The 21,129-nt window shown below is 34.3% G+C and carries 15 protein-coding genes and 1 tRNA gene; 5 read left to right on the top strand and 11 right to left on the bottom strand.

The window, feature by feature from the left end; translation table 11 throughout:
* Positions 1 to 92 precede the first annotated feature (92 nt).
* From carA to greA, 3 genes are read left to right on the top strand one after another with little or no spacing between them, the layout of a single operon-like run.
* Positions 93 to 1,286 (top strand): glutamine-hydrolyzing carbamoyl-phosphate synthase small subunit, encoded by a 1,194-nt coding sequence (carA, locus tag EF513_RS07015; RefSeq protein ID WP_125216685.1) that lies wholly within the window; start codon positions 93 to 95, stop codon positions 1,284 to 1,286.
* Positions 1,287 to 1,289: 3 nt separating this feature from the next.
* Complete coding sequence (gene carB / locus EF513_RS07010) at positions 1,290 to 4,547, top strand: carbamoyl-phosphate synthase large subunit (RefSeq protein ID WP_125216684.1); 3,258 nt, start codon at positions 1,290 to 1,292, stop codon at positions 4,545 to 4,547.
* A gap of 33 nt (positions 4,548 to 4,580) precedes the next feature.
* Positions 4,581 to 5,054 (top strand): transcription elongation factor GreA, encoded by a 474-nt coding sequence (greA, locus tag EF513_RS07005; protein WP_125216683.1) that lies wholly within the window; start codon positions 4,581 to 4,583, stop codon positions 5,052 to 5,054.
* Between the two features lie 706 nt (positions 5,055 to 5,760).
* Here greA and EF513_RS07000 read toward each other — a convergent pair.
* The 6 genes from EF513_RS07000 to EF513_RS06975 all read right to left on the bottom strand — a co-directional run bounded on the left by EF513_RS07000 (position 5,761) and on the right by EF513_RS06975 (position 10,191).
* Entirely contained in the window at positions 5,761 to 6,741 is a 981-nt protein-coding gene (locus EF513_RS07000) for an ankyrin repeat domain-containing protein (protein WP_125216682.1), read from the bottom strand.
* 134 nt (positions 6,742 to 6,875) lie between these two features.
* Positions 6,876 to 8,024, bottom strand: a complete 1,149-nt coding sequence (gene lpxB, locus EF513_RS06995) for a lipid-A-disaccharide synthase (protein WP_125216681.1) — start codon at positions 8,022 to 8,024, stop codon at positions 6,876 to 6,878.
* A complete protein-coding gene (rsmD, locus tag EF513_RS06990) occupies positions 8,017 to 8,580 on the bottom strand; it encodes a 16S rRNA (guanine(966)-N(2))-methyltransferase RsmD (RefSeq protein ID WP_125216680.1) in 564 nt (187 codons plus the stop codon). The genes lpxB and rsmD overlap by 8 nt, the downstream gene beginning before the upstream one ends.
* Positions 8,549 to 9,385 carry a pseudouridine synthase gene (locus EF513_RS06985; RefSeq protein WP_125216679.1) on the bottom strand — a complete coding sequence of 279 codons (837 nt, stop codon included), beginning with the start codon at positions 9,383 to 9,385 and terminating at the stop codon, positions 8,549 to 8,551. Before EF513_RS06985 ends, rsmD begins: the two co-directional genes overlap by 32 nt.
* Positions 9,355 to 10,092, bottom strand: a complete 738-nt coding sequence (locus tag EF513_RS06980) for a gamma-glutamyl-gamma-aminobutyrate hydrolase family protein (RefSeq protein WP_241208582.1) — start codon at positions 10,090 to 10,092, stop codon at positions 9,355 to 9,357. The genes EF513_RS06985 and EF513_RS06980 overlap by 31 nt, the downstream gene beginning before the upstream one ends.
* 22 nt (positions 10,093 to 10,114) lie before the next feature.
* Positions 10,115 to 10,191: transfer RNA gene (locus EF513_RS06975), tRNA-Ile, on the bottom strand.
* Positions 10,192 to 10,381: 190 nt separating this feature from the next.
* Between EF513_RS06975 and EF513_RS06970 the strand changes: the two genes are divergently transcribed.
* Entirely contained in the window at positions 10,382 to 10,792 is a 411-nt protein-coding gene (locus EF513_RS06970) for a hypothetical protein (protein ID WP_125216678.1), read from the top strand.
* Between the two features lie 766 nt (positions 10,793 to 11,558).
* Here the strand turns inward: EF513_RS06970 and EF513_RS06965 are convergent.
* Positions 11,559 to 12,224: a 3-oxoacid CoA-transferase subunit B gene (locus EF513_RS06965; RefSeq protein ID WP_125216677.1), complete on the bottom strand. Its 666-nt coding sequence runs from the start codon at positions 12,222 to 12,224 to the stop codon at positions 11,559 to 11,561.
* A gap of 185 nt (positions 12,225 to 12,409) precedes the next feature.
* Positions 12,410 to 13,108, bottom strand: a complete 699-nt coding sequence (locus tag EF513_RS06960) for a CoA transferase subunit A (RefSeq protein ID WP_125216676.1) — start codon at positions 13,106 to 13,108, stop codon at positions 12,410 to 12,412.
* Between the two features lie 154 nt (positions 13,109 to 13,262).
* Between EF513_RS06960 and EF513_RS06955 the strand changes: the two genes are divergently transcribed.
* A complete protein-coding gene (locus tag EF513_RS06955; protein WP_125216675.1) occupies positions 13,263 to 13,463 on the top strand; it encodes a YdcH family protein in 201 nt (66 codons plus the stop codon).
* 71 nt (positions 13,464 to 13,534) lie between these two features.
* Here EF513_RS06955 and EF513_RS06950 read toward each other — a convergent pair whose 3' ends face one another.
* From EF513_RS06950 to EF513_RS06940, 3 genes are all read right to left on the bottom strand, one after another.
* Positions 13,535 to 13,945, bottom strand: coding sequence for a hypothetical protein (locus EF513_RS06950; protein WP_125216674.1), 411 nt, complete (start codon positions 13,943 to 13,945; stop codon positions 13,535 to 13,537).
* A 174-nt stretch (positions 13,946 to 14,119) separates the two neighbouring features.
* On the bottom strand, positions 14,120 to 14,554 hold the full coding sequence (locus EF513_RS06945; RefSeq protein ID WP_125216673.1) for a hypothetical protein: 435 nt from the start codon (positions 14,552 to 14,554) through the stop codon (positions 14,120 to 14,122).
* A 156-nt stretch (positions 14,555 to 14,710) separates the two neighbouring features.
* Positions 14,711 to 20,830 carry an autotransporter domain-containing protein gene (locus EF513_RS06940; protein WP_125216672.1) on the bottom strand — a complete coding sequence of 2,040 codons (6,120 nt, stop codon included), beginning with the start codon at positions 20,828 to 20,830 and terminating at the stop codon, positions 14,711 to 14,713.
* Between the last annotated feature and the right edge of the window lie 299 nt (positions 20,831 to 21,129).

The raw sequence follows: 21,129 nt of genomic DNA, 5'->3' as shown, positions 1-21,129 counted from the left end.
ACTATTCAATGATTCAACAGGGGGGTAAGCCTTGACAATTAACAATATTGGTCATAACTTACAAGCCACGAATACATTTAGATATAAAAGTTATGATTTCTTCTTTACCTCAAATTGAATTCCGTGAAATTTCAAATCGTTTTAATTCCGTTCTTATTTTAAAATCTGGTAAAATTTTCTTTGGGCATGGTATCGGAGCAGTTGGTATAACTTTTGGTGAAATATGCTTCAATACCGGCATGACCGGTTATCAGGAAACATTAACCGATCCTTCCTATGCCGGGCAAATTATCAATTTTACTTTTCCGCATATTGGCAATGTGGGTGCTAACACTCAAGATTATGAAACCGAAGTACCATATGTGAATGGGCTTATCATCTGTAACCCCATTAGCAAGCCGTCTAACTTCCGCTCTGAATATCATTTTAATGATTGGCTAAAAAAACATAATATTACCGGCATTAGTGGCATAGATACTAGAGAAATAACTAAATATATCAGGCAAAACGGTTCTCAAAATGTAGCTATTATTCATAGCGAACAACTTTTAGAAGAAGATATCCAAAAAACTTATGATGAGCTAACCAAGTTACCTGAAATGGTTGGTAGCGAACTTTCAAGCCAAGTATCAACTGATAAGATTTACTATTGGAATCAAGGTTTGCTTAATAATGAAAAAATAGCTTTAGATAATCAAGATCATATTAAAATCGTAGTAATAGATTTTGGGATTAAGCAAAATATTTTACGTTGCTTAAAATCTTTTGGAGCCAAAATTGTTGTTGTGCCTGCCACCACTGATATTACTCAGATTTTAACCTTGGAACCACATGGGATCTTTTTATCTAATGGACCTGGTGATCCCGCAGAAACTGCTAAATATGCTCAAAATGTTATCGCAGGCATTATAGCTAGTGATATTCCTCTATTTGCTATATGTATGGGGCATCAACTAGTAGCACATGCTATTGGCGCTAAAACTTATCATTTATCCCAAGGTCATAGAGGGGCAAATCATCCGGTTAAAAATTTAATGACAGGGCAAGTGGAAATAACCAGCCAAAATCATGGGTTTGCAGTATATGAGAGCACTTTGCCAGCTAACGCTATAGTGACTCATCGCTCATTATTTGATAATACCATTGAGGGATTAAAATTAATAGATAAGCCGGTATTTACGGTGCAATATCATCCTGAATCCTCACCAGGCCCGCATGATAGCAGGTATCTTTTTATACAATTTTTCGATTATATTAATGATTTTATTCAAAATAGTGGTCAGTAAGTTATGCCTAAACGTCAGGATATTAAATCTATTTTAGTAATTGGTGCAGGGCCAATTGTGATTGGTCAAGCATGTGAATTTGATTATTCCGGTACCCAAGCATGTAAAGCGCTTAAGGAAGAGGGGTATAAAATTATCCTGATCAATTCAAATCCTGCTACTATTATGACTGATCCTGAAGTTGCAGACGTAACTTATATTGAACCTATTACCCCCGAGTTTATTGAAAAGATTATAGAGAAAGAGCGCCCAGATGCTGTATTGCCAACCGTGGGCGGGCAAACAGCGCTTAATTGCACCATTAGCCTCGCTAAAGCAGGAGTGTTTGAAAAATATAATGTTGAGTTAATTGGCGCTTCAATTACAGCAATTGAAAAGGCGGAAAATCGCCAATTATTCAAAGAAGCAATGAACCGTATTAGTTTAGAATGTCCTAAAAACGTGGTAGTACACTCCTTAGAAGAAGCTTTAAAAGAATTACATTATGTAGGTTTGCCAGCTATTATTCGTCCTTCATTTACCTTAGGTGGTGCAGGAGGTGGGATTGCTTATACTACCGAAGATTATATTAATATAGTTAAATCTGGGCTTGATGCCTCTCCAAATCGTGAGATTTTAATTGATCAGTCCATTATGGGTTGGAAAGAATTTGAAATGGAAGTGGTGCGGGATAAGGCTGATAATTGCATTATTATCTGTTCAATTGAAAATATTGATCCAATGGGGGTGCATACCGGTGACAGTATTACAGTAGCTCCAGCACTTACTTTGACCGATAAAGAATATCAAAATATGCGCAATGCCTCTATCGCTGTACTTAGAGAAATTGGGGTAAATACCGGCGGTTCAAATGTACAATTTGCTATTAATCCAGAAAATGGAAAAATGCTGGTAATAGAAATGAACCCACGTGTATCACGTTCATCAGCTCTTGCATCTAAAGCTACTGGATTTCCTATAGCCAAAATAGCAGCAAAGCTTGCTGTCGGTTATACGCTAGATGAATTAGTTAATGATTGCACCAAAGTAACTCCAGCATCATTTGAACCAACTATTGACTATATTGTTACTAAAATCCCTCGATTTACCTTTGAAAAATTTTCTCAAACTAAACGAGAATTATCAAGCTCTATGAAATCTGTAGGCGAAGTAATGGCTATAGGACGCAATTTTGCGGAATCTCTCCAGAAGGCTTTACGCTCTCTTGAAACCGGGCTTAATGGCTTAAATAGTATAGTTAAAGATCTGAGTGATAGAGATGGCATTATTGAAAAGCTCAAAACCTTTACACCTGATCGGTTATTACTAGTTGCAGATGCTATCAGAGCAGGAATAGCTCTTGAAGTAATACATCAAGTTACCAGCTATGACCCTTGGTTTATTGAGCAGATTGCAAGCATTGTAATCAAGGAACAAGAGTTGCAAATTAAAGGCTTAAGTAAAGATAAATTTACTATGCTTGAACTTAAAAAGTTGGGCTTTGCAGATAGTAGAATAGCCGAACTTACCAAACATAGTGAGAATGAAATTAGAGAGCTACGTAAACACTTTGGAGTATCACCAGTTTACAAAAGAATTGATACCTGTGCTGCTGAATTTGATTCTAATACTGCTTATATGTATAGTTGCTATGAAGGTGATGGCATCAATCAACCTAGCTGTGAAGCCAATATCTCAGCCAAAACTAAAGTAATTATTTTAGGTTCTGGTCCTAATCGTATTGGTCAAGGTATTGAATTTGATTATGCTTGTGTGCATGCAGCCTATGCCCTTAAAGATGCCGGTTTTGAAACTTTAATTATTAACTGTAACCCTGAAACGGTTTCAACTGATTATGACACTTCAGATAGATTATACTTTGAGGCACTTACTACTGAGAATGTATTAGATATTATTGATTTAGAACTGCAGCAAGGTAAGTTGCTAGGGGTAAATCTGCAATTTGGTGGGCAAACTCCCCTTAAGCTTGCTAAAGTGCTTGCAGCTAATAACGTACCCATTATTGGAACAGACCCTAAAAATATTGATTTGGCTGAAGATAGAGAAAGCTTTCAAAAGTTATTGCAAAAATTATCTATTCTTCAACCTAAAAACTTTATATGCCACAATAAAGAAGATTTGATTAGTAAAGCAGGGCAAATTGGTTTTCCTGTAGTTGTTAGGCCTTCTTATGTCTTAGGTGGTAGAGCAATGTCAATTATAGACAATATCATTGATCTAGAAGATTATTTAACTCAAAATGGTGAGTTGTTTGCTACCGGACCCTTACTAATAGATAACTTCTTAAAACATGCAATTGAAGTGGATGTAGATTTAATTGCAGACCAGACAGGAAAAATTTATATTGCAGGAATAATGGAACATATCGAAGAGGCTGGAATCCATTCTGGTGATTCATCTTGTGTACTTCCTCCATATTCAATTAGTAAAGAAAATATTGAAAAAATTATAGAAAATTCTAAAGCTTTAGCAAAAGAATTAGCAGTTGTTGGGCTAATGAATGTTCAATATGCCATTAAAGATGATAAAATTTATGTATTAGAAGTTAACCCAAGAGCTAGCAGAACCATACCTTTTATTGCCAAAGTTACAGGAGTACCTGTGGCAAAAGTTGCAGCTCTTGTAATGGCCGGAGCTAGTTTAAAGGATTTAGGTATAGTAAATGATTGTTATTTAATACCTGGCAATCATGTAGCGGTTAAGCAATCAGTATTTCCATTTAATAGATTTTCCGATGTAGATGTAGTATTGGGGCCCGAGATGAAATCAACCGGCGAAGCTATGGGAATTGACTTAGATTTAGAACGAGCCTTTGCTAAAGGGCATATCGGGGCAGGAGAGACCATTCCTTTTAAAGGTAATGTATTTATATCAGTTATAGATGAAGATAAAGCTAAAGCTGCTGCACTTGCTAAACAGCTTATAACCTTAGGATTTACTATTTATGCTACTAGCGGAACCAGTAAATATTTTGCAGCACAAAATATTGAAAATCTTTATATTGCTAAAGTTTCCGAAAGTGAGCATAATATTGTAGAAATGATTAAGAGTAATAAAATTCATTTGGTAATTAATACTAGCCGTGGTAAAAAAGCGAAGACGGATGGTTTTTTAATCAGAAGAAATGCTCTCTTGCATAAAGTACCTCACTGTGTTACCATCAGTGATTCTGTGGCATTAGTTAACTCTATTGCCAAGCTTAAGGAGCTAAACAATACTTATGAAGTACGCTCCTTGCAAAGCTATATTAAAATCAATTAAAATAACTTATTAAATTAGAATAAAGAGCTTAAAATGGACAAGTTTCCTATTACTATTAATGGTTTTAAAAAATTAAATGAAGAACTGGATAATCTTAAAAAAAATGACAGACCCAAGATAATTCAAGCGATTTCAGAAGCTAGGGAACTTGGTGATTTATCAGAAAATGCCGAATATCATGCTGCCCGTGAAAAGCAAAGCTTTATTGAGGGTAGAATAATTGAGCTTGAAGATAAAATTGCCAGAGCCGAAGTAATTGATGTAACAAAATTAAGCGGCAACCAAATCAAATTTGGGGCAACAGTTAAGATTGTAGATGAAGATACTGATGAAGAGGCTACATATCAAATTGTTGGTGAATACGAAGCAGATTTTAATGAAAGCAAGATTTCAATTGTTTCACCGCTTGCACGGGCTTTAATTGGCAAGCAACCAGGAGATTCTTTTGAGCTTAAAACTCCAAAAGGCATGAGATATTTTGAAATTTTAGAAGTAAAATATATTTAATAATTTTTATCTTGTTTAAAAATAAAGCCTGCTTAAGTTTTAAGCAGGCTTTATTTTAAGCCGCCAATGATTCAAAACATAAGAAATATAGGCTCAACTTGGTAGATGATGCCCAATCCAGCGCACTTTCCTTTAACCTTCCTGCAGTTTGAACAAGCAATAAAAATGAGTAAATAGCCTGGATAATTACAATGGACCTAGAATCAAGTTTAATTCTTATAATAATTTCCAATTGGCCTATTCATAATAAGCTTAAAAGTGCTAATACAGCACTTCAGGATCAAGCCATTCTAAGGATAGTAGAATAAAATTACCTTGGGAATTCATAAAAGGCTATTTAAGTAAAATTAAATTACAGAATAGAGATATAGTAATAAATTATGTCTGAATGTAGTATCTAATGGCCTACAAACCTGGTAACCTACTAAGCTACAAAGGTTAGTATATTTTTTGGAATGGCTATGTTGCTGTTATTTACAGTGTGTGTCATCGGTTCCTTAACAAGTCTGTTAATGCCAAAACTTTAATTGATTTAACTGCAAACAATAGTTTGCTAAATATGGTATCTACTGAAGCTAACAATATGGTAAGCACATTTGTGGATAAGCTAGTGAATTCAATAAACATGGCTGCTATAGCTAGAAAATAAGTTAAAGTTATAAGTTTGAATAATTAATATTATCCAAACTTATAACTTTATTGTTAGTTACATTTCTCTTTTATATTGATTTTCTGATAGCTCTTGCTCTGTTTTTTTCATTAGCTTGCCTACATTACTTTCAGGTAACGTTAACGATTGCCTTCTAACATTGCTAAGTTGAGGAAAGTTGAAAATGGTAAATAGCTCGTGTAATTTTTCATCCCAGGTTAATCTTATAGTATGATAAACAAGATTGGATAATTTGTTATTTTCAAGCTCAGCAGTTTTTCTAGCTATTTCTAAAATATTTTCTCCATTTTCATTATGTATGGCTGTAAACATATCCCTAGTTATATCTTTAGAATTACATATAGTAAAGGCCAATATAGGATCTTGTTTTTCAACTGCTTTTTGTAATAAAGTTTCACCTATATTGTTAGGTAAAAACATCTCTGTACTAGAATAATTTTGAATTATTTTATATATCTGTTCTGGGTGATATTCCTCTGCTTGTAATGCATAATGTATGGGGGTGTTCCTAAATACATCTCTTTGGTCAGGCTTAAATCCATTTATAAGAAAGATATGCATTATTTTACGATCTACCTTTTTGGTATGAAGTGTGTAATAATGCAGTAAAGTTCTTTCATTATTATCAGTTACCCTAGCTAATTTATATAAATCAATATTTTCTAGATTATCAATAGTAAGTAGTCCTTTATCAATTAACTCTTTAATATCTTTAATCTTCTTAGTAGATTCTACTTCTAAAATTGTAGGATCTAAATTTTTTGATCCATTCTCGCCAATAACTTTAAAGTCTGCATCTTCTATATGTGGTGCGCTGTGAATACTCCTTAGAGCAGTGGCCTTGGTTTCAGTTCCGCTGTTGTTAATAATGCTGTTCTGCTTAAAAGCGTTTTGATCGGTAGGAGATAATCCTATATCTTTATAAAGGCGTGAAGAGTATAACAAAGTATAACGGCTGACTGAATTTGTAAGGTTTCGTATAAAATTACTAGATCGAAAAGTTGAGAAGATAGCCATTAATAGCCTCCAATACGTTAAATAATTAGCTTACTAGCATTAATTATCATATTAAGTAATCACTAAAAAGTAAATAATCAAGTAAACTTTTGATTTATAACTAAAATATTATAATTTCATTAGAGGAAAAAGTATTAGTTAATTAAATTCTTAATCTCAAGAGTTAAAAACTTTGAAGGGGAAAGGCGCTGCTCAGTATAAAGCTGGCTTATGATCGGGGTTGTTTCATTAACTTGTGAATTATTTTTTAAAATTTCCAGTAAGTGAGCGGTGATATTTTGAGCATTGCAATTATTTTGCAGCAACTCAGGAATAATTTGTTTATTAGCAATAATATTAACTAACGAAACAAATTTTAAATCAGACATCAATTTAAATAAAATTTCGGAAAACTTACTTATTTTATAAACCACAACACAAGGAACCTTGTTTATTGCCACCTCTAAACTGGAAGTACCAGACTTTACTAGCGCCACTTTTGCATGAGCTAAAACGCAGTTTTTAGAGTTAGCGTCACTACTCAGGAATACATTAGGCAGCTCATATTCATAGGTGCTTTTAATAAATTCAATCAGATGCTTATGAATGGGTACAAAGATTTTTAATTCGGGTAATTGAGTGTGAAGTATTTTAAAAACTTCCAAATATATCGGCCATAGTTTTTTTATTTCGGTTACCCTGCTACCAGGCATAGCGAGCACAATATTATCATTTAAACTAATATTACTATGGTTGCTAAATTCTTCTTTATTACATGTATAATCATACTCGGTAATTGGGTGTCCAATAAATTTAGCATTTAGGCCGTGTTTAGTAAAAAAAGCTGGTTCAAATGGTAAAAAGCATCCTAAAAAATCATAAACTTTACTAATTTTTACAGCTCTTTTTGGTCTATACACCCATACAGAAGGGGCCACAACATGAACAAACTTAGTTTGTGGGCGTAATTTTTGGCATTTATTAACTACTCGAAAATTAAAATCCGGAGCATCAATAGTAATAACTAATTGAGGTTTGGCATCCAAAATATACTGGGCAGTATGTTTGATTAGTTTTAAAATTTCAAAAATTTTAGGAACAACTTCTACAAAACCCATAATAGCAATTTTGTATATAGGAAAAAGGGTTTTCAACCCTTCTGTTATCATTTTTTCACCGCCCACCCCAAAAAAACAAGCATTAGGATATATGGCTTTTAATTCTTTAATTAGCTCAGCCCCAAAATTATCACCAGAAGCTTCACCTGCAATAATTGCAATATGGTTAACCTGGTTGTTATTCATCAATACCAAAATCTTTGATAATGAGTTTAGTATTACTGTAATTTTTTACTTCAAATTTATTAAGTATGGGGGTTAACTCTTCAGTATTATAATGTGGACCTGATTCAATAATTAAAATAGCATCTTCTGCTAACCAATTGCGGCTAATTAATCTTTCTAGGGTTTTTTTAATAAGGTTATTAGATTGATCGTAAGGTGGATCAAAAAATATAATATTAAAACGTTTAATGCTTGCCGGTAAATTCGCTACATCTAAATGCGCTATTTCTGCTTTATTGCCTTCTTTAAAGTTAGTAATATTTTGCCTAATAAATCTTAAAGCATTAGGGTTATTATCGATAAACAATACATACTCCGCGCCTCGTGATAAAGCTTCCAAGCCTAAATTACCGCTACCAGCACAAAGATCTAAAATATTTAAACCTGTAAAGCTGCCAATTTTGCTGCTAATAATGTTAAATATAGCTTCTTTAATTTTACCTGTAGTCGGCCTAATATTTCTTTTCTCATCTGAAAGAATAGGTTTAGCCCTGTGTATTCCTGTGATTATTCTCATCTTTTATGATCTTTAATAAATTTTGTGTAGCAATATCTGCAACTTTTATAATTTTTCCAGGTAATAGATTACCCAAGCTAAACATAGCATATTTTATTCTAATTAGGCGAGAAATTCTTACTTCCAAATATTCCATGATATTTCTAACTTCTCGATTCTTTCCTTCATGTATGGTAATCTCAAGCCAAGTATTATTGGGAGTTTGATTTATAATTTCATATTCAAATGGCTTGTATCTAATTCCATCACATCTTAGGCCTTTTTTAGAAATTTCTTCTAGCTTGACAAGATCAAGTCTACCAAAAACACGTACTTTATAAGTTCTTTCTAATTCATTTTGAGGTGATTCTAAATAATGAGCTATATTACTATCAGTAGTAAGAATAAGTAATCCTTCACTATTGACATCTAATCTTCCTACTGAAATAACTCTCGGTAAGTGAGAAGGAAGACTCTCAAAAACAGTTGTACGACCTTTTTCATCTTTATGTGTGGTAATTAGCCCTTGTGGTTTATAATATAAATAAATTTGCGATGAGGTGAGTGTAATAACTTCATCATTAACTTTAACTATATCTTGTGATCCAACTTGGATTGCAGGGGTTTCTATCACTTGGTTATTTATTTTAACTTTGCCTTCACTAATTAGTTTCTCAGCATCACGCCTGGAACATATTCCACAAGATGCTATAAATTTAGCAATACGCATAGTCTCATTATCAGACAAACTAATGGCTGGTGGATTGTTATTAAATTTTGGGGGTAACTTTTTAACTAAAGTTTGTTTTTTTTGAATTCTGTACATTTAGTAATAAAATATTTTAATATATTGGAGTCTTCTTCGGTTGGAATATGATCAGGATGCCACTGTACTCCTAAGCAGAACGGATGATAGGTATGTTCAATGGCCTCTATTACACCATCAGGGGCAATAGCGCTTACAATGAGGTTTTTGCCTACATCTTTAACTGCTTGATGATGGGTAGAATTGACCATCATTTTGTTAGTATTTACAATTTTATACAATAACGTATTAGGTACAATATTAATAGAGTGAGAAACTTCATGTTTAGGAGTGGTTTGCTCATGATTAAGAGGGGCTTCAACTTCATCTGGAATATGTTGAATAAGATTGCCACCGAGAGCTACGTTAATTAACTGTTCTCCTGCGCATATTCCTAAAATGGGCATATTAGTTTCTAACGCTCTGTTCAAAATACCCCATTCAAACTCAGTCCGTTCTGAATTTACTTTAGTATGCTTATTTAATTGGCTATCCCCATATAAATTAGGAGAAATATCAAAGTCACCTCCGGTAAGCACTATACCATCAATGATGTTTATAAAGCCGTCTATATTAGTGCTATAAGGTAAAATAAGCGGTATACCTCCAGCTTGGATGATGCAGTTTAAATATGTTTGTCTTAGCTGAAAATAAGGATAGGCAGAATAACTGCCATTTAAGGCAAAATCCGGTGTAACGCCAATGATAGGAAACAATTGCTGAGACACTTAAAATTGCCTTGTTATTTAATGGTGGGCCTGGGTGGAGTTGAACCACCGACCTCACGCTTATCAGGCGTGCGCTCTAACCACCTGAGCTACAAGCCCACATCAATAATGAATAGTTTTATATTTTTATTTCACTTAAGTGTCAAGGGAAATTAGAAGCTATTTTAAATTTAATTTAATAGTGTAGTATTATAATAATAACTTCTTATTGATTTTTATAATATTAGCGGGTAATTACACTATTTCTAATTTATTGATAAATTAGAAATAGTAATATATGAGCGTATAAATGAAACAATCTTTATTAGAAATAATAAAATATATTGGAAAAATAATAATAGCAGCGATTACTGGTTCAGCTGTCTCATTTGCATTATATAGATTGTGGCAAAAATTTAAGCGAGGCAAAGAAGTTCTAATTGGCAACGAAGAAGAGAGTAATGAACAAAAGAAATTTGTTATTATTGGTACTATATTAATAACAATTGCTTGGATGGTAGTTGATTTCTTTTTTCTTAATACTAGAGGAACTAACGTTAATATCCATACTAATTTTGCACCTTATAAAAATCATAATAATTTATCCGGATTTGATAAACTAACTCAGGTAGTGGTAAAGGATAAAATCCCTTATTATTTTACTGAATTGTTGAATGCTAAATTGCAAAATAAAGATGTAGGCAATATGATGGGTAGGTAAAACCAATTGTACTCTATAACAATTTTAGCTGCCCAGCTAGAACAAATCCTTAGAAGCAAATAACTTACTTGCATTTTTTCATAATGTTCTCTTAGTAAAAATATATTTATTATGAATTATAAGCAGCTCCTTATGAGTATTTCATCACTAAATTAAAAGCCTTCTACCCAAATTTCTTCAAAGTATCTTTGCATAAGATTAAGTACAATATTGTACTGTTGGTTTTCAAATGAATGAATAGTTTCTTTTCCCTCTGTCTTTTACTCATACATACTAGCAATCCATCTAATCTAGTCGTTAACATGCTTTGATTGTTTATGAGACGCTCAGTAGCTTTATCATCTATATTATTGCCATTTCGGTTGTACACCTAGTTAGTTCATCAAATAAAATATATACGTTTCTTGATTTCTTTACTCTCAAAAGCTATTTTTCTAGCTTAAAGTTTATTCGTATAATGGTATATTAGTTGAGTGATCAGCGTTACTAAGAACAGTTTGCAGTTGATTATTAAGCATTAAATTCATTGATGGCATTTTTTAGCTCTATATAGCGCAACCTATCTTCCCTTTACTATATATTATATTTATTTAATAAAATTAGAGTGCTTAGTAATAATAACTGTAAAGATTTATGTTAACTTATGAGAAAGGAATAATGATCTAATGCTCTTAAACATTATTAAAAAATAGGTTAGATAACCTTAAAAGCCCCTCTAATATTAACAGAGGAGCCTTTGCAGTAATAATAAAATAGTAAATTTAGTTTATAAAACTTTTAAATCATCATTTACTAGAAAATGTCCTTCTGTTTTAGCTTTTATTTCATCTAAAGTGCTGTCTTTTGCTATAGCAATTAGTTCCATAGTTTGAAATTGATCTTTTTTGTGCATATCAAAAATAGCTAAGTCAGTTATCACACGGTCAACGACTCTTTTCCCTGTAAGCGGGAAGGCGCATTCCTTTACTAATTTAGCAGATCCATCTTTGGCAATATGCTCCATTAACACTACAATTCTTTTAGCGCCGGCTACTAAGTCCATTGCTCCGCCCATGCCTTTAACCATTTTTCCTGGGATAGTCCAGTTCGCCAGATCACCGCCTAAAGATACTTGCAAAGCACCAAGAATAGTTAAATCTATGTGGCCACCGCGTATCATGGCAAATGAGGTGGCGCTATCAAAATAACTAGAATAAGGTAGTTCTGAAATTGTTTGTTTGCCGGCATTAATTAAATCGGCATCTATTTCATTCTCAAGTGGAAAAGGACCCATGCCAAGCATACCATTTTCACTGTGCAATATTATATGTTTTGTTTTGGGAATATAATTTGCGACTAAGGTTGGAATGCCAATTCCTAAATTGACATAATATCCATCTTGTATTTCTAAATCTGCTGCCAATTGGCACATTTGCTCTTGTGACCAAGCCATTTATTTTCTCCCAAGTAAAATATAAATTAATCTCTTATATTGGATTCCTTTTAAAATTTAGTATAAAAGGTAATTTTAGTATTCTAATCTGCCTGTGGTAGTTTATTTATATTTAATAAATTTTGCTCCTCGCCTGCATTTTTCCTAAAAATTCCTCTAACCTTTTTGCTTTCTAAAAAAGCTTATTATTCTGTTCTAGTAGTTTTACGCTCAATTCTTTTTTCATAATTTGTACCTACAAATAATTTTTGTACAAAAATTGAAGGCGTATGGATATGATCTGCCTCTAGCTCTCCAATTTCTACCAGCTCTTCAACTTCTACAATTGTGATTCTACCAGCCATAGCCATAATAGGATTGAAATTTCTAGCGGTTTTATGATAAATTATATTGCCAGCTTTATCTGCTTTCCAGGCTTTTACTATACTTACGTCTGCTCTAAGCCAACTTTCCATTACATATTCTTCATCATCAAATACTTTTGTCTCTTTACCTTCAGCGACAATAGTTCCTACCCCAGTCTTGGTATAAAAAGCTGGTATGCCTGCTCCGCCCGCTCTGATCCTTTCTGCCAAGGTTCCCTGGGGGTTCAGCTCTAAGTCTAGTTCTTTAGTTAAATATTGTTGTTCAAAGGTTTTATTTTCTCCTACATAAGAGGAAATCATCTTTGTAATTTGCCTGGTTTGTAGTAAAATCCCTAAACCAAAATCATCTATTCCACAATTATTACTAATTACAGTTAGATTTTTTACACCAGAATTTTTAAGTTCAATAATAGAGTTTTCTGGTATGCCACATAAACCAAATCCACCGGCCATTATTGTCATTCCATCAAACAACACATCGTGCAAAGCTTCTTTTGCATTGGCTACAATTTTAACCATAATCATCCTTTTATTTACGCTCTATTATTAAAAACTTATTAAACTATTAGTTATCAGATGGCAATTAAAATATCTATTTGGTTTGACAAATGATATTAATTACTTTTTATTAAAAGAAATATTTTAGCACTATTAATATTAAAATTTTAAGATTATGGAAGATAAAGAAAATATATTAAAAGAACTTTATGATTTAGAGAAAGAACATAATCAAGTTGATGGAAAATTAGAAGAGCTAATTGCTTTAAATACGCTAGATCAACTGCTTATACAACGACATAAGAAAAGAAAATTATGGCTTAAAGATAGAATTAGATATTTAAGATCAATTCTTTATCCTGATGTAATTGCATAAGAAAAAGCAAGGAAAAAAGAAGAACTATTTCCTTGCTTTTGATTTCTATGATAAAATTTTATTATTTATTATTATAATTGTTTCATGGTAACTACAAAATGAGTAGGGAACTTTTTGTATGCCCCGCTTAATGCATCTACTATGAATCCAGGCCAAAATAAAATATTAATAAAAGTAACAGCATTAAAATTATTACCTGCTCCAATTTGAGCTTGTTTATAGCCTGCTTTTTTGCAATCTATTATTATAGGACTTGCTGATTTGTCGATTGTAACAGTTCCAGGATTGCTTGGAAGAGTCATGGTTCGATTATTTACATCAATAATTAAACAATTTGGTTCGATTATTAATGTACGTGTATTGTCATCTATAACTTGCACATTAATAGCTTGGCTAGTACCTGAGAAAATAGTTGCGCAGGAAGTTAATGAAACTACAGAAAAAGATAGAATGAAAAATTTAGTAAACATTTTTCTTAACATAATTTTATCCAACAATTTATAATTATTTTTACAAAAATTTTTTATTTTTATTAATTTAATAAAAAATAAAACAGTAATAACATCACAAAATGTTATTACTGTTTTATAAAAGCAATCATATAATAATTAAAGTAATTTTGTAATAAAAAGTTAGATTTTAATACATATAATTAATTACCTTCTAATTAAGCTGGTATCTCTTTCCATAGTTACCACAAAATGTGATGGATATTGTTTATATGGTCCACCTAATGATTCTACTATAATATTAGGCCAGAATAAATTATCTACAATTACCACCTTGTTAAAGCTTTCACCAGCCGCTACGTTAAGTTGCCTATAACCAGCCTTATAACATTTAATTTTGATAGGTGCGTTAGCTTTACTAACACTAATAATTCCTGGGTTGGTAAGTAAGGTGGCTGCATTACCCTTATCATCACTAACTACACAGTTTGGATCTCTTATTAGTTCATTCGTGACAACATCTATCACTTTAATATTAATATTTTGGGCAGTATTGACGCCGGTAATAATAGTTGCACAGCTAATTACAACTGAACCTAAAAATGCAGAAAGAATAATATTCCTTAAAATAGTTTTAGTCATCTTAACTCCTTGTTACTTAAAATTCATAATATTAAAGTATCATATAATTAAAAAATAATAAGAGGAAAATATTTAACTATTTCTCGTGTAGATTGAAAATTGCTTACTAAGTACTTTTTACGCATATATGGAAAGAGGATTAGTAAGTTTAAAAGATCAAAAATCTAATTTAAATCTGAGGAGGGCGCCGACATTGAAGAAGTTTTTACGTAATTCGACATCGGTACTGACAGCAAATTTATAGTTATTGCAATTAATTAAGGTAAGGGTAGAGCCTAGAGTTAAAGCGGTTCTTGGTAATTTAGGTCCGCGGCTATTTTCTAAGGCGATAGGTCCCGCTTGAGTTAGGTAAGAATTAACCGAGATATCATTGCGGATAAGATCGAAATTCACTTTAGCATAAACCTCAGGGAGGATGGTAGTCTCCTGCCAGGCGACTTCACGTAAAGCCATGTTGGTACCAAACGATAAGTTGAGGGTATCCTCTTGATCTTTAGAATAAGTTCTGGCAAAGACACTACCAATTTCAGTATAAGAAGGCTTATTCAAATGCTGATAATTAAGTGACACTGAAGGGGTTAGAGTTAGATAACGGCTTGGAGCTAAGCTGTGATGCAGTTCACCTTTTACCCCGTAATGTTTAGCTTTAAATTTAGCAGTAGCTAGTTCATTTAGAGGTTTTACGCTTAGGGTGCGGGCTTTAATGTGGGAGAGCGAAGCTATTAAATTCAGATAAGTTTTAGGGTTAAATTCATGTTTAGAGTAAACACTTGCTTGTTTAATGTTAGCTTTAAGATTGTCACCGAGCTTATCTTCTTTAAACTTAGTAATCACTTTAGTTGAGGTGAGGGCAATACCTAAGGTGGTTGAATCATTAAGCTGGGTATCTAAACCTATGATACTACCATTATTCCTAGCTGTATAGCCGCTGTAATTATCAACGCTTTTCTGGCGTATATAATTGCTAAGACCTTGCATCCAGAAACCATGTGATGTTGGTTCTGCATTTAGATTTAACTCTTTAAGTTCAGAAAAATTATCATCTTCGTGGATAATAGCATGATAGAGATCATTGGTAGCAGTAAAGCCGGTGGTAACAGCAGTAGAGCCCATAAAGCTGCTGCTGCCTATAATGCTATCTAAGCGGCTGGCGATCGTGTTTAGTGTATTGGTAGTTGATTCTTTAATGGATTTATCAAAACTACCCATGGCATCAGGGGTTAATCTATTGATAAACACATCTATCTCATCAGTGGTTAAAGCATTTATCTGATCAAGAGCGGTTTTAAATCCCGGATTTACTGAGGCAAGATAATCAGGATCGGTATATAATTTGTTATATATTGCGTCTAATGTATCAAGGGCTGATTGTTTAGCTGGGTTTTTCTTACTAGGATTGCCTATTCCTGCTAACCCGTTTCCATCACGTTGTAAGGTTATTTGATAAATATTGCCTACTTTATTTACATTGGTAATATTAACGGTTGCAATTTTAGAAATTAGATAATTATCTTTTAAGCTAGCAGTTGAGATAGGGACCATATTTTCATCCAATAAGCTGCCTTGTATTGTCATTAAATCATAAGTACCGTTACTATCGATGGGGTTTAAGCTTTTATAGATTTCAAGCACTCCTGTTCTGCGTAAAATCATGTTTCCTGTTATTTCTAACTGACCTAAAGCAGCACTTGAAGTATTATCTGAAATATCGCTCTTAATCTTAACAAAGGTACTAAGCGGATCTGCTCCTGCATCTAAGTTGCCATATACAATTAATTTATCACCAACAGTACTCCCAAGGTCAAGTGTACCATCTAGCAAAACATTACCATGAATATTACGGGTGCCGGCAATGTTTAAAGTGGCAGTATCATCTATCAATAACGTGTCAGCATAGATATCATTATTTGCAAAGCTAACGGCTCCACTTAGCAGCTGCACTTCTTTTAATGGGTTAAGCGCAGTACCAATATCACCAAGTAGGTTAGTGCTACCGAGATATTTAAGAGTACCGCTGCTAACAGCATTGGTAGTAACAGCACTGTTGATATTTTTACCATTTGCAATTTCAATAACGCCATCACCTGAAAAATTAACAGCAGTAGCGTAGATATCTCCGTTAAAGATATTGGTTTTAGTAACAGCACCTGCATTTATTATTTTTAAGAGATTAGCACCGGTTCCTATATTGCCGTTAATAGTAGAGCTCTCGGTAAGGTTAAGCGTGCCCTCATTAGTAGTAGCAGTGGTTAGGTTACCGGTTAGCATTGATCCTGCCATGTTAACCGTACCATCAGCAGTGAAGTTAAGATTACCGCTTACATTACCATTAAAGTTAGAAATATTAGCGCCGGTATTAATGGTGCTAGCAACTACTCCACCATTATAAGTAGTATTAAAGCCAGTACCACCAGTTACTGTTTTTAACGCTGCCCCACTTGTACCAATATCTCCCGTTACTGTGCTCGCAGTTCCGGTTAAAGTTAAACTGCCGGTATTATTACCTGCAGTCGTAGTGATATTACCTTCCACGGTAGCGCTATTAACGGTGAATTGGCGATCAGCCTTGAAATCAATAGTGGTAGCATAAATATTACCTACTATAGTTGAATTGGCCGTTTCAGAAACTTCAAGTAATTTAATTGCAGCGCCATTTGCACCAATGCTGCCCGTAAATGTATTTTGCTTAAGTTTTACAGTTCCTGTAATACCGTTACCCACTGAAGTTCTAACCCCGCCACCAGTTGCAGTAAAATTGCCAGAAGTAGTATTGACTTCCAATATGCCATCTGCGTTAAAGGTGGCAAGTTTTGTAGCTGTACCATTTTTTGTTAAATCTGCTCCAGAGTGAAATATTAAAGTACCCGTATTATCTATATTAATTGTATCTGTGTTAATACTTTGGTTAAATGCTATATTGCCGGCAGCATGCTGGGTCGTAATGCTTTTAAATGAATGATTTGCATGCATTGCTAAGGTTTGGCTTATAGTAGAAGGGGCAGTAAAAATTAAATTCCCATAACCAACATCCCAATTATAAAATTGTTTAGTAGTAATATTTCCATTAATAGTCGATGTGGCATTAGCATTACGATGTTGATAATTGTTTCCAGTAACAACAATATTCCCCGTAACATTTAAATTACTATCATTCTCTAAAATAATACTATTTGAATAAATATTACCAGTAGCATTTAAAGTGGCGCTAGTTTGTACTACACTTTGGTTAAGTTCTGCTCCTGAGGAACCAATATCACCTGTAATCGAGTTGGTTGAAGCATTATAAAATCGTACAGTACCAGTGTTGTTGGTAGCGGTAGTAATATTGCCAGCTATGTCGCTACCAAAAAATGCAGCAGTACCGTCAGCAGTGAAATTGGGGTTACCGCTCACATTACCTGCAAAGTTGGAAATACCTGCTCCGGTATTAACGGTAGTGGCTGTTACCGCATTGCTAAAATTGGTAGTTTTACCGCTAGCACCACCAGTTACTAATTTAAGTGCATTAGTAGCACCGATATTACCGCTTACGGTATTATCTCCTAACAGGTTAAGTGTGCCGGCATTAGGGACATCACTATCTACTGTGCCATTGAGTAGTACTGTATCTGCTACATTGATAATACCATCGGCAGTAAAGCTTATACTAGCAGTTATATCATCCGCAAAGTTAGCAGTACCTGCACCAATGGTCACATCATCCGCTGTAATGGTACCACTAAAGTTAGCAGTTTTAGCAGCACTTCCTGCTGTTACCAGCTTAAGGGCATTAGTAGCACCAACATTACCAGTAACAGTACCGTTACCGATAATGTTTAGTGTGCCAGTGCTTCCTGTGCCAGTATTAATAGCACTAGTTACTGTTGCATCACCTACATTGATAATACCGTCACCAGTAAAGCTAATATTACCCCCTGTTATGCTAACATCACCATTAAAGCTAGAAGTGCCGGTGTTGCTGGTAATATTAGTTGCAGCTACTGTGCCGTTAAACACATTGGTTTTGCTAGCTGCGCCAGTGGTGATGAGTTTTAACCGATTTGTAGCGCCGATATTCCCGGTAACAGTTGATGATTCTGTTAGATTTAAGGTACCGGTATTTGCAGTATTAGTAGTTACATTACCGGTCAATGTAGATCCTGCCATATTGGCCGTACCGTCAGCTGTGAAGTTAAGGTTGCCGGTAAGATTCCCTGCAAAGTTGGAAATATTAGCGCCGCTATTAATGGTTTGAGCAAAAATTTGGTTATTATAAGTAGTATTAGCAGCTGTGCCACCAGTTATCACTTTCAGAGCAGAACCGCTTGCACCAAGATTCTTTGATACGGTAATTGCCGAGGTGTTTACAAAGTTAAAGGTACCAGTACCGTTAGAGGAGGTGGTAATATCATTACCTAAAGTTGCTAAATTATAGTTAATAGTTCCATCAGCAGTAAAGTTAATAGGATTAAGGGTGTTAAGGGCGACATTAACATTGGAAGTGCCTGCGCCATTCTCTATATTGATTGCATAAATCGGACCATTGAGCGTACTGCTCATTCCAGCGGTTTTGCTTAAGTTAACTACTTTTAATTCATTAGTTAATGAACCTATAGATTTAGTACTCTCTAGGGTAGTATTGCCGGTAATATTAAAGGTACCGTTACCACTTAGGTTATTAGTTACATCTGTAAATAGACTTGATCCTGCCATGTTGACAGTTCCATCTGCGGTAAAAGTAAGATTGGCTCCTTGGATAGCGCCATTAAAGTTAGAAGTATTGGCTCCAGTATAGATATAACATGCGACTGCACGCCCTCCATAAGTTGTATCAAATCCCGTTCCACCGGTAATTGAATACAAGCCAGCGCCGCTAGCTCCAACATTTCCGGTAATAGTAGTTGCAGCCCCGGTAAATTCTATAACACCTCTACAATCAAAACCACTAGTGTTAGCTACACTGCCATCTAAGGTGGAACCATTCATATAGACCGTGCTGTTGGCATCAAAATTAACAGCACTAGTAATATTGCCGTCAATATACGAGGTATTAGCAGCTTTAAAGTTGGTATTAAGAGCATTGATGTTTCCGGCAATTGTTGCGCCGCCTATTTCTCCTATCTCAACTAATTTAATCATGTTAGTTGAGGTTCCTATATCGCCAAGTATGTTATTTCTTTTTAGCCTTACGGTACCTGTACCTGTTGTAGTGTTAGCAACTGAAGTTCTAATCCCACCCCCTGTGGCAGTAAGGTTAGTACCAGTTCCACCATTAACCTCTAATATTCCATCAGCATTAAAAGTAATTAGTTTTGTAGCTGCTGGATTTACGGCCATGTTTACATCTTGTGGTAATTGCAGGGTGCCAGTACTATTTACATTGATGGCATCTACCCGTAGGGTATTATTGAATGATACGTTACCTGCTGCATGCTCAGTTATTATACTACCTAAGCTATTTCCAGCCATGGGGGTGGTAAAAGTGACCGCAGAAGGACCAGTAAAGACTAAGTTACCATAACCATTCCCACCGTTAATAGTAAATTTGGATAAATTTAAATTAGAAGAAATTTTTAAAGTGGCACTTGCAGCGTTGAGCCACAAAGTATCATGCAAATCTATGGAGCCTGTTAAATCTAAAGTACTATTGGTATTAATTCCCATAGTATGAGTTTTTAAACTAGAAGAAGTTGCGCCTGAAAGGGCATGAGGCGACCAAGTTACATTACCAAAAAAATCTAATATCAAGCCATTAGCTAGCTTCCCTTTAATGTCTCTTGCTTTTACTGTAGTAGTAGCACCTGCCTGCCCGATAATCATACGTGCATTACTTGCTAGTGCAGTAGGATCCTTAGACCCATCTGCGGTGATGTCATCTACTATATAAACATCTTTTTTGATATCTATTACAGCAGGGTAAACAGCAGCCAAGTGATTTAAAGGATTAGCTAGAGTGCCAATGCTACCATTAACTGTAGTAACGTCTCTAAGCCATAATCCACCTGTATCAGCAGTAATAGGCTCAAAAGCTACTAACGGAGCCCCTTCACCATTAAAAGTATAACCAGCAGCATCTACAATAAAGCCGGTGTTTGTTCCCCATGAATTATCAAAAATAAGTTTTTGATTAGCTGTTGTGCCGGTAGTATTGCTCATAGCTCCAGCACCTGCAAAGTTGGAAGCACTGGGATGATTGGTTGTATCAATTGTAATGGCGGCAAAGACTGATGGGACACTACCAAGGTAAAATGCAGTTGTTAGGTAAAATAAACTTTTCTTAAATCTCCATCTCTTCATTTATAAGTTACTAGATTGTATTGACATATTAATACAATTGTAGCACAAGTCGCTGAAATAAAAAGGTTAATTATTTAATACTTGGTAAAATTCAAATTTTGCTATCTGCTCTATCTGCTTTTGTAATAATATTGATAAGCTCAGCGATGTTAAGGGCAAAGCAAGCTTTTTTATAAACCTTCAAATTAAAGTGATTATAACTATACCTGGCTCAATTTATTTAACTATAGTAAGGAGCATTATAAAATATAGAAGAATAGGGGGCTTTTGCTACTTTTTGCCCCCAAGAGATAATTAAA

Source organism: Rickettsiales endosymbiont of Stachyamoeba lipophora (assembly GCF_003932735.1).
GTDB lineage: Bacteria > Pseudomonadota > Alphaproteobacteria > Rickettsiales > 33-17 > RICK01.
Note: the sequence above shows the minus strand (reverse complement) of the source record. Positions and strands in the feature narration are given on the sequence as shown.

Excerpts from the sequence above, each read along its gene's own strand:
- carB (WP_125216684.1), top strand. The coding sequence starts at position 1,290 with ATGCCTAAACGTCAGGATATTAAATCTATTTTAGTAATTGGTGCAGGG.
- EF513_RS07000 (WP_125216682.1), bottom strand. The coding sequence starts at position 6,741 with ATGGCTATCTTCTCAACTTTTCGATCTAGTAATTTTATACGAAACCTT.
- EF513_RS06965 (WP_125216677.1), bottom strand. The coding sequence starts at position 12,224 with ATGGCTTGGTCACAAGAGCAAATGTGCCAATTGGCAGCAGATTTAGAA.
- carA (WP_125216685.1), top strand. The coding sequence starts at position 93 with ATGATTTCTTCTTTACCTCAAATTGAATTCCGTGAAATTTCAAATCGT.
- EF513_RS06960 (WP_125216676.1), bottom strand. The coding sequence starts at position 13,108 with ATGGTTAAAATTGTAGCCAATGCAAAAGAAGCTTTGCACGATGTGTTG.
- lpxB (WP_125216681.1), bottom strand. The coding sequence starts at position 8,024 with ATGAATAACAACCAGGTTAACCATATTGCAATTATTGCAGGTGAAGCT.
- EF513_RS06970 (WP_125216678.1), top strand. The coding sequence starts at position 10,382 with ATGAAACAATCTTTATTAGAAATAATAAAATATATTGGAAAAATAATA.
- EF513_RS06940 (WP_125216672.1), bottom strand. The coding sequence starts at position 20,830 with ATGAAGAGATGGAGATTTAAGAAAAGTTTATTTTACCTAACAACTGCA.
- EF513_RS06985 (WP_125216679.1), bottom strand. The coding sequence starts at position 9,385 with ATGTACAGAATTCAAAAAAAACAAACTTTAGTTAAAAAGTTACCCCCA.
- EF513_RS06945 (WP_125216673.1), bottom strand. The coding sequence starts at position 14,554 with ATGACTAAAACTATTTTAAGGAATATTATTCTTTCTGCATTTTTAGGT.
- rsmD (WP_125216680.1), bottom strand. The coding sequence starts at position 8,580 with ATGAGAATAATCACAGGAATACACAGGGCTAAACCTATTCTTTCAGAT.
- EF513_RS06955 (WP_125216675.1), top strand. The coding sequence starts at position 13,263 with ATGGAAGATAAAGAAAATATATTAAAAGAACTTTATGATTTAGAGAAA.
- greA (WP_125216683.1), top strand. The coding sequence starts at position 4,581 with ATGGACAAGTTTCCTATTACTATTAATGGTTTTAAAAAATTAAATGAA.
- EF513_RS06950 (WP_125216674.1), bottom strand. The coding sequence starts at position 13,945 with ATGTTAAGAAAAATGTTTACTAAATTTTTCATTCTATCTTTTTCTGTA.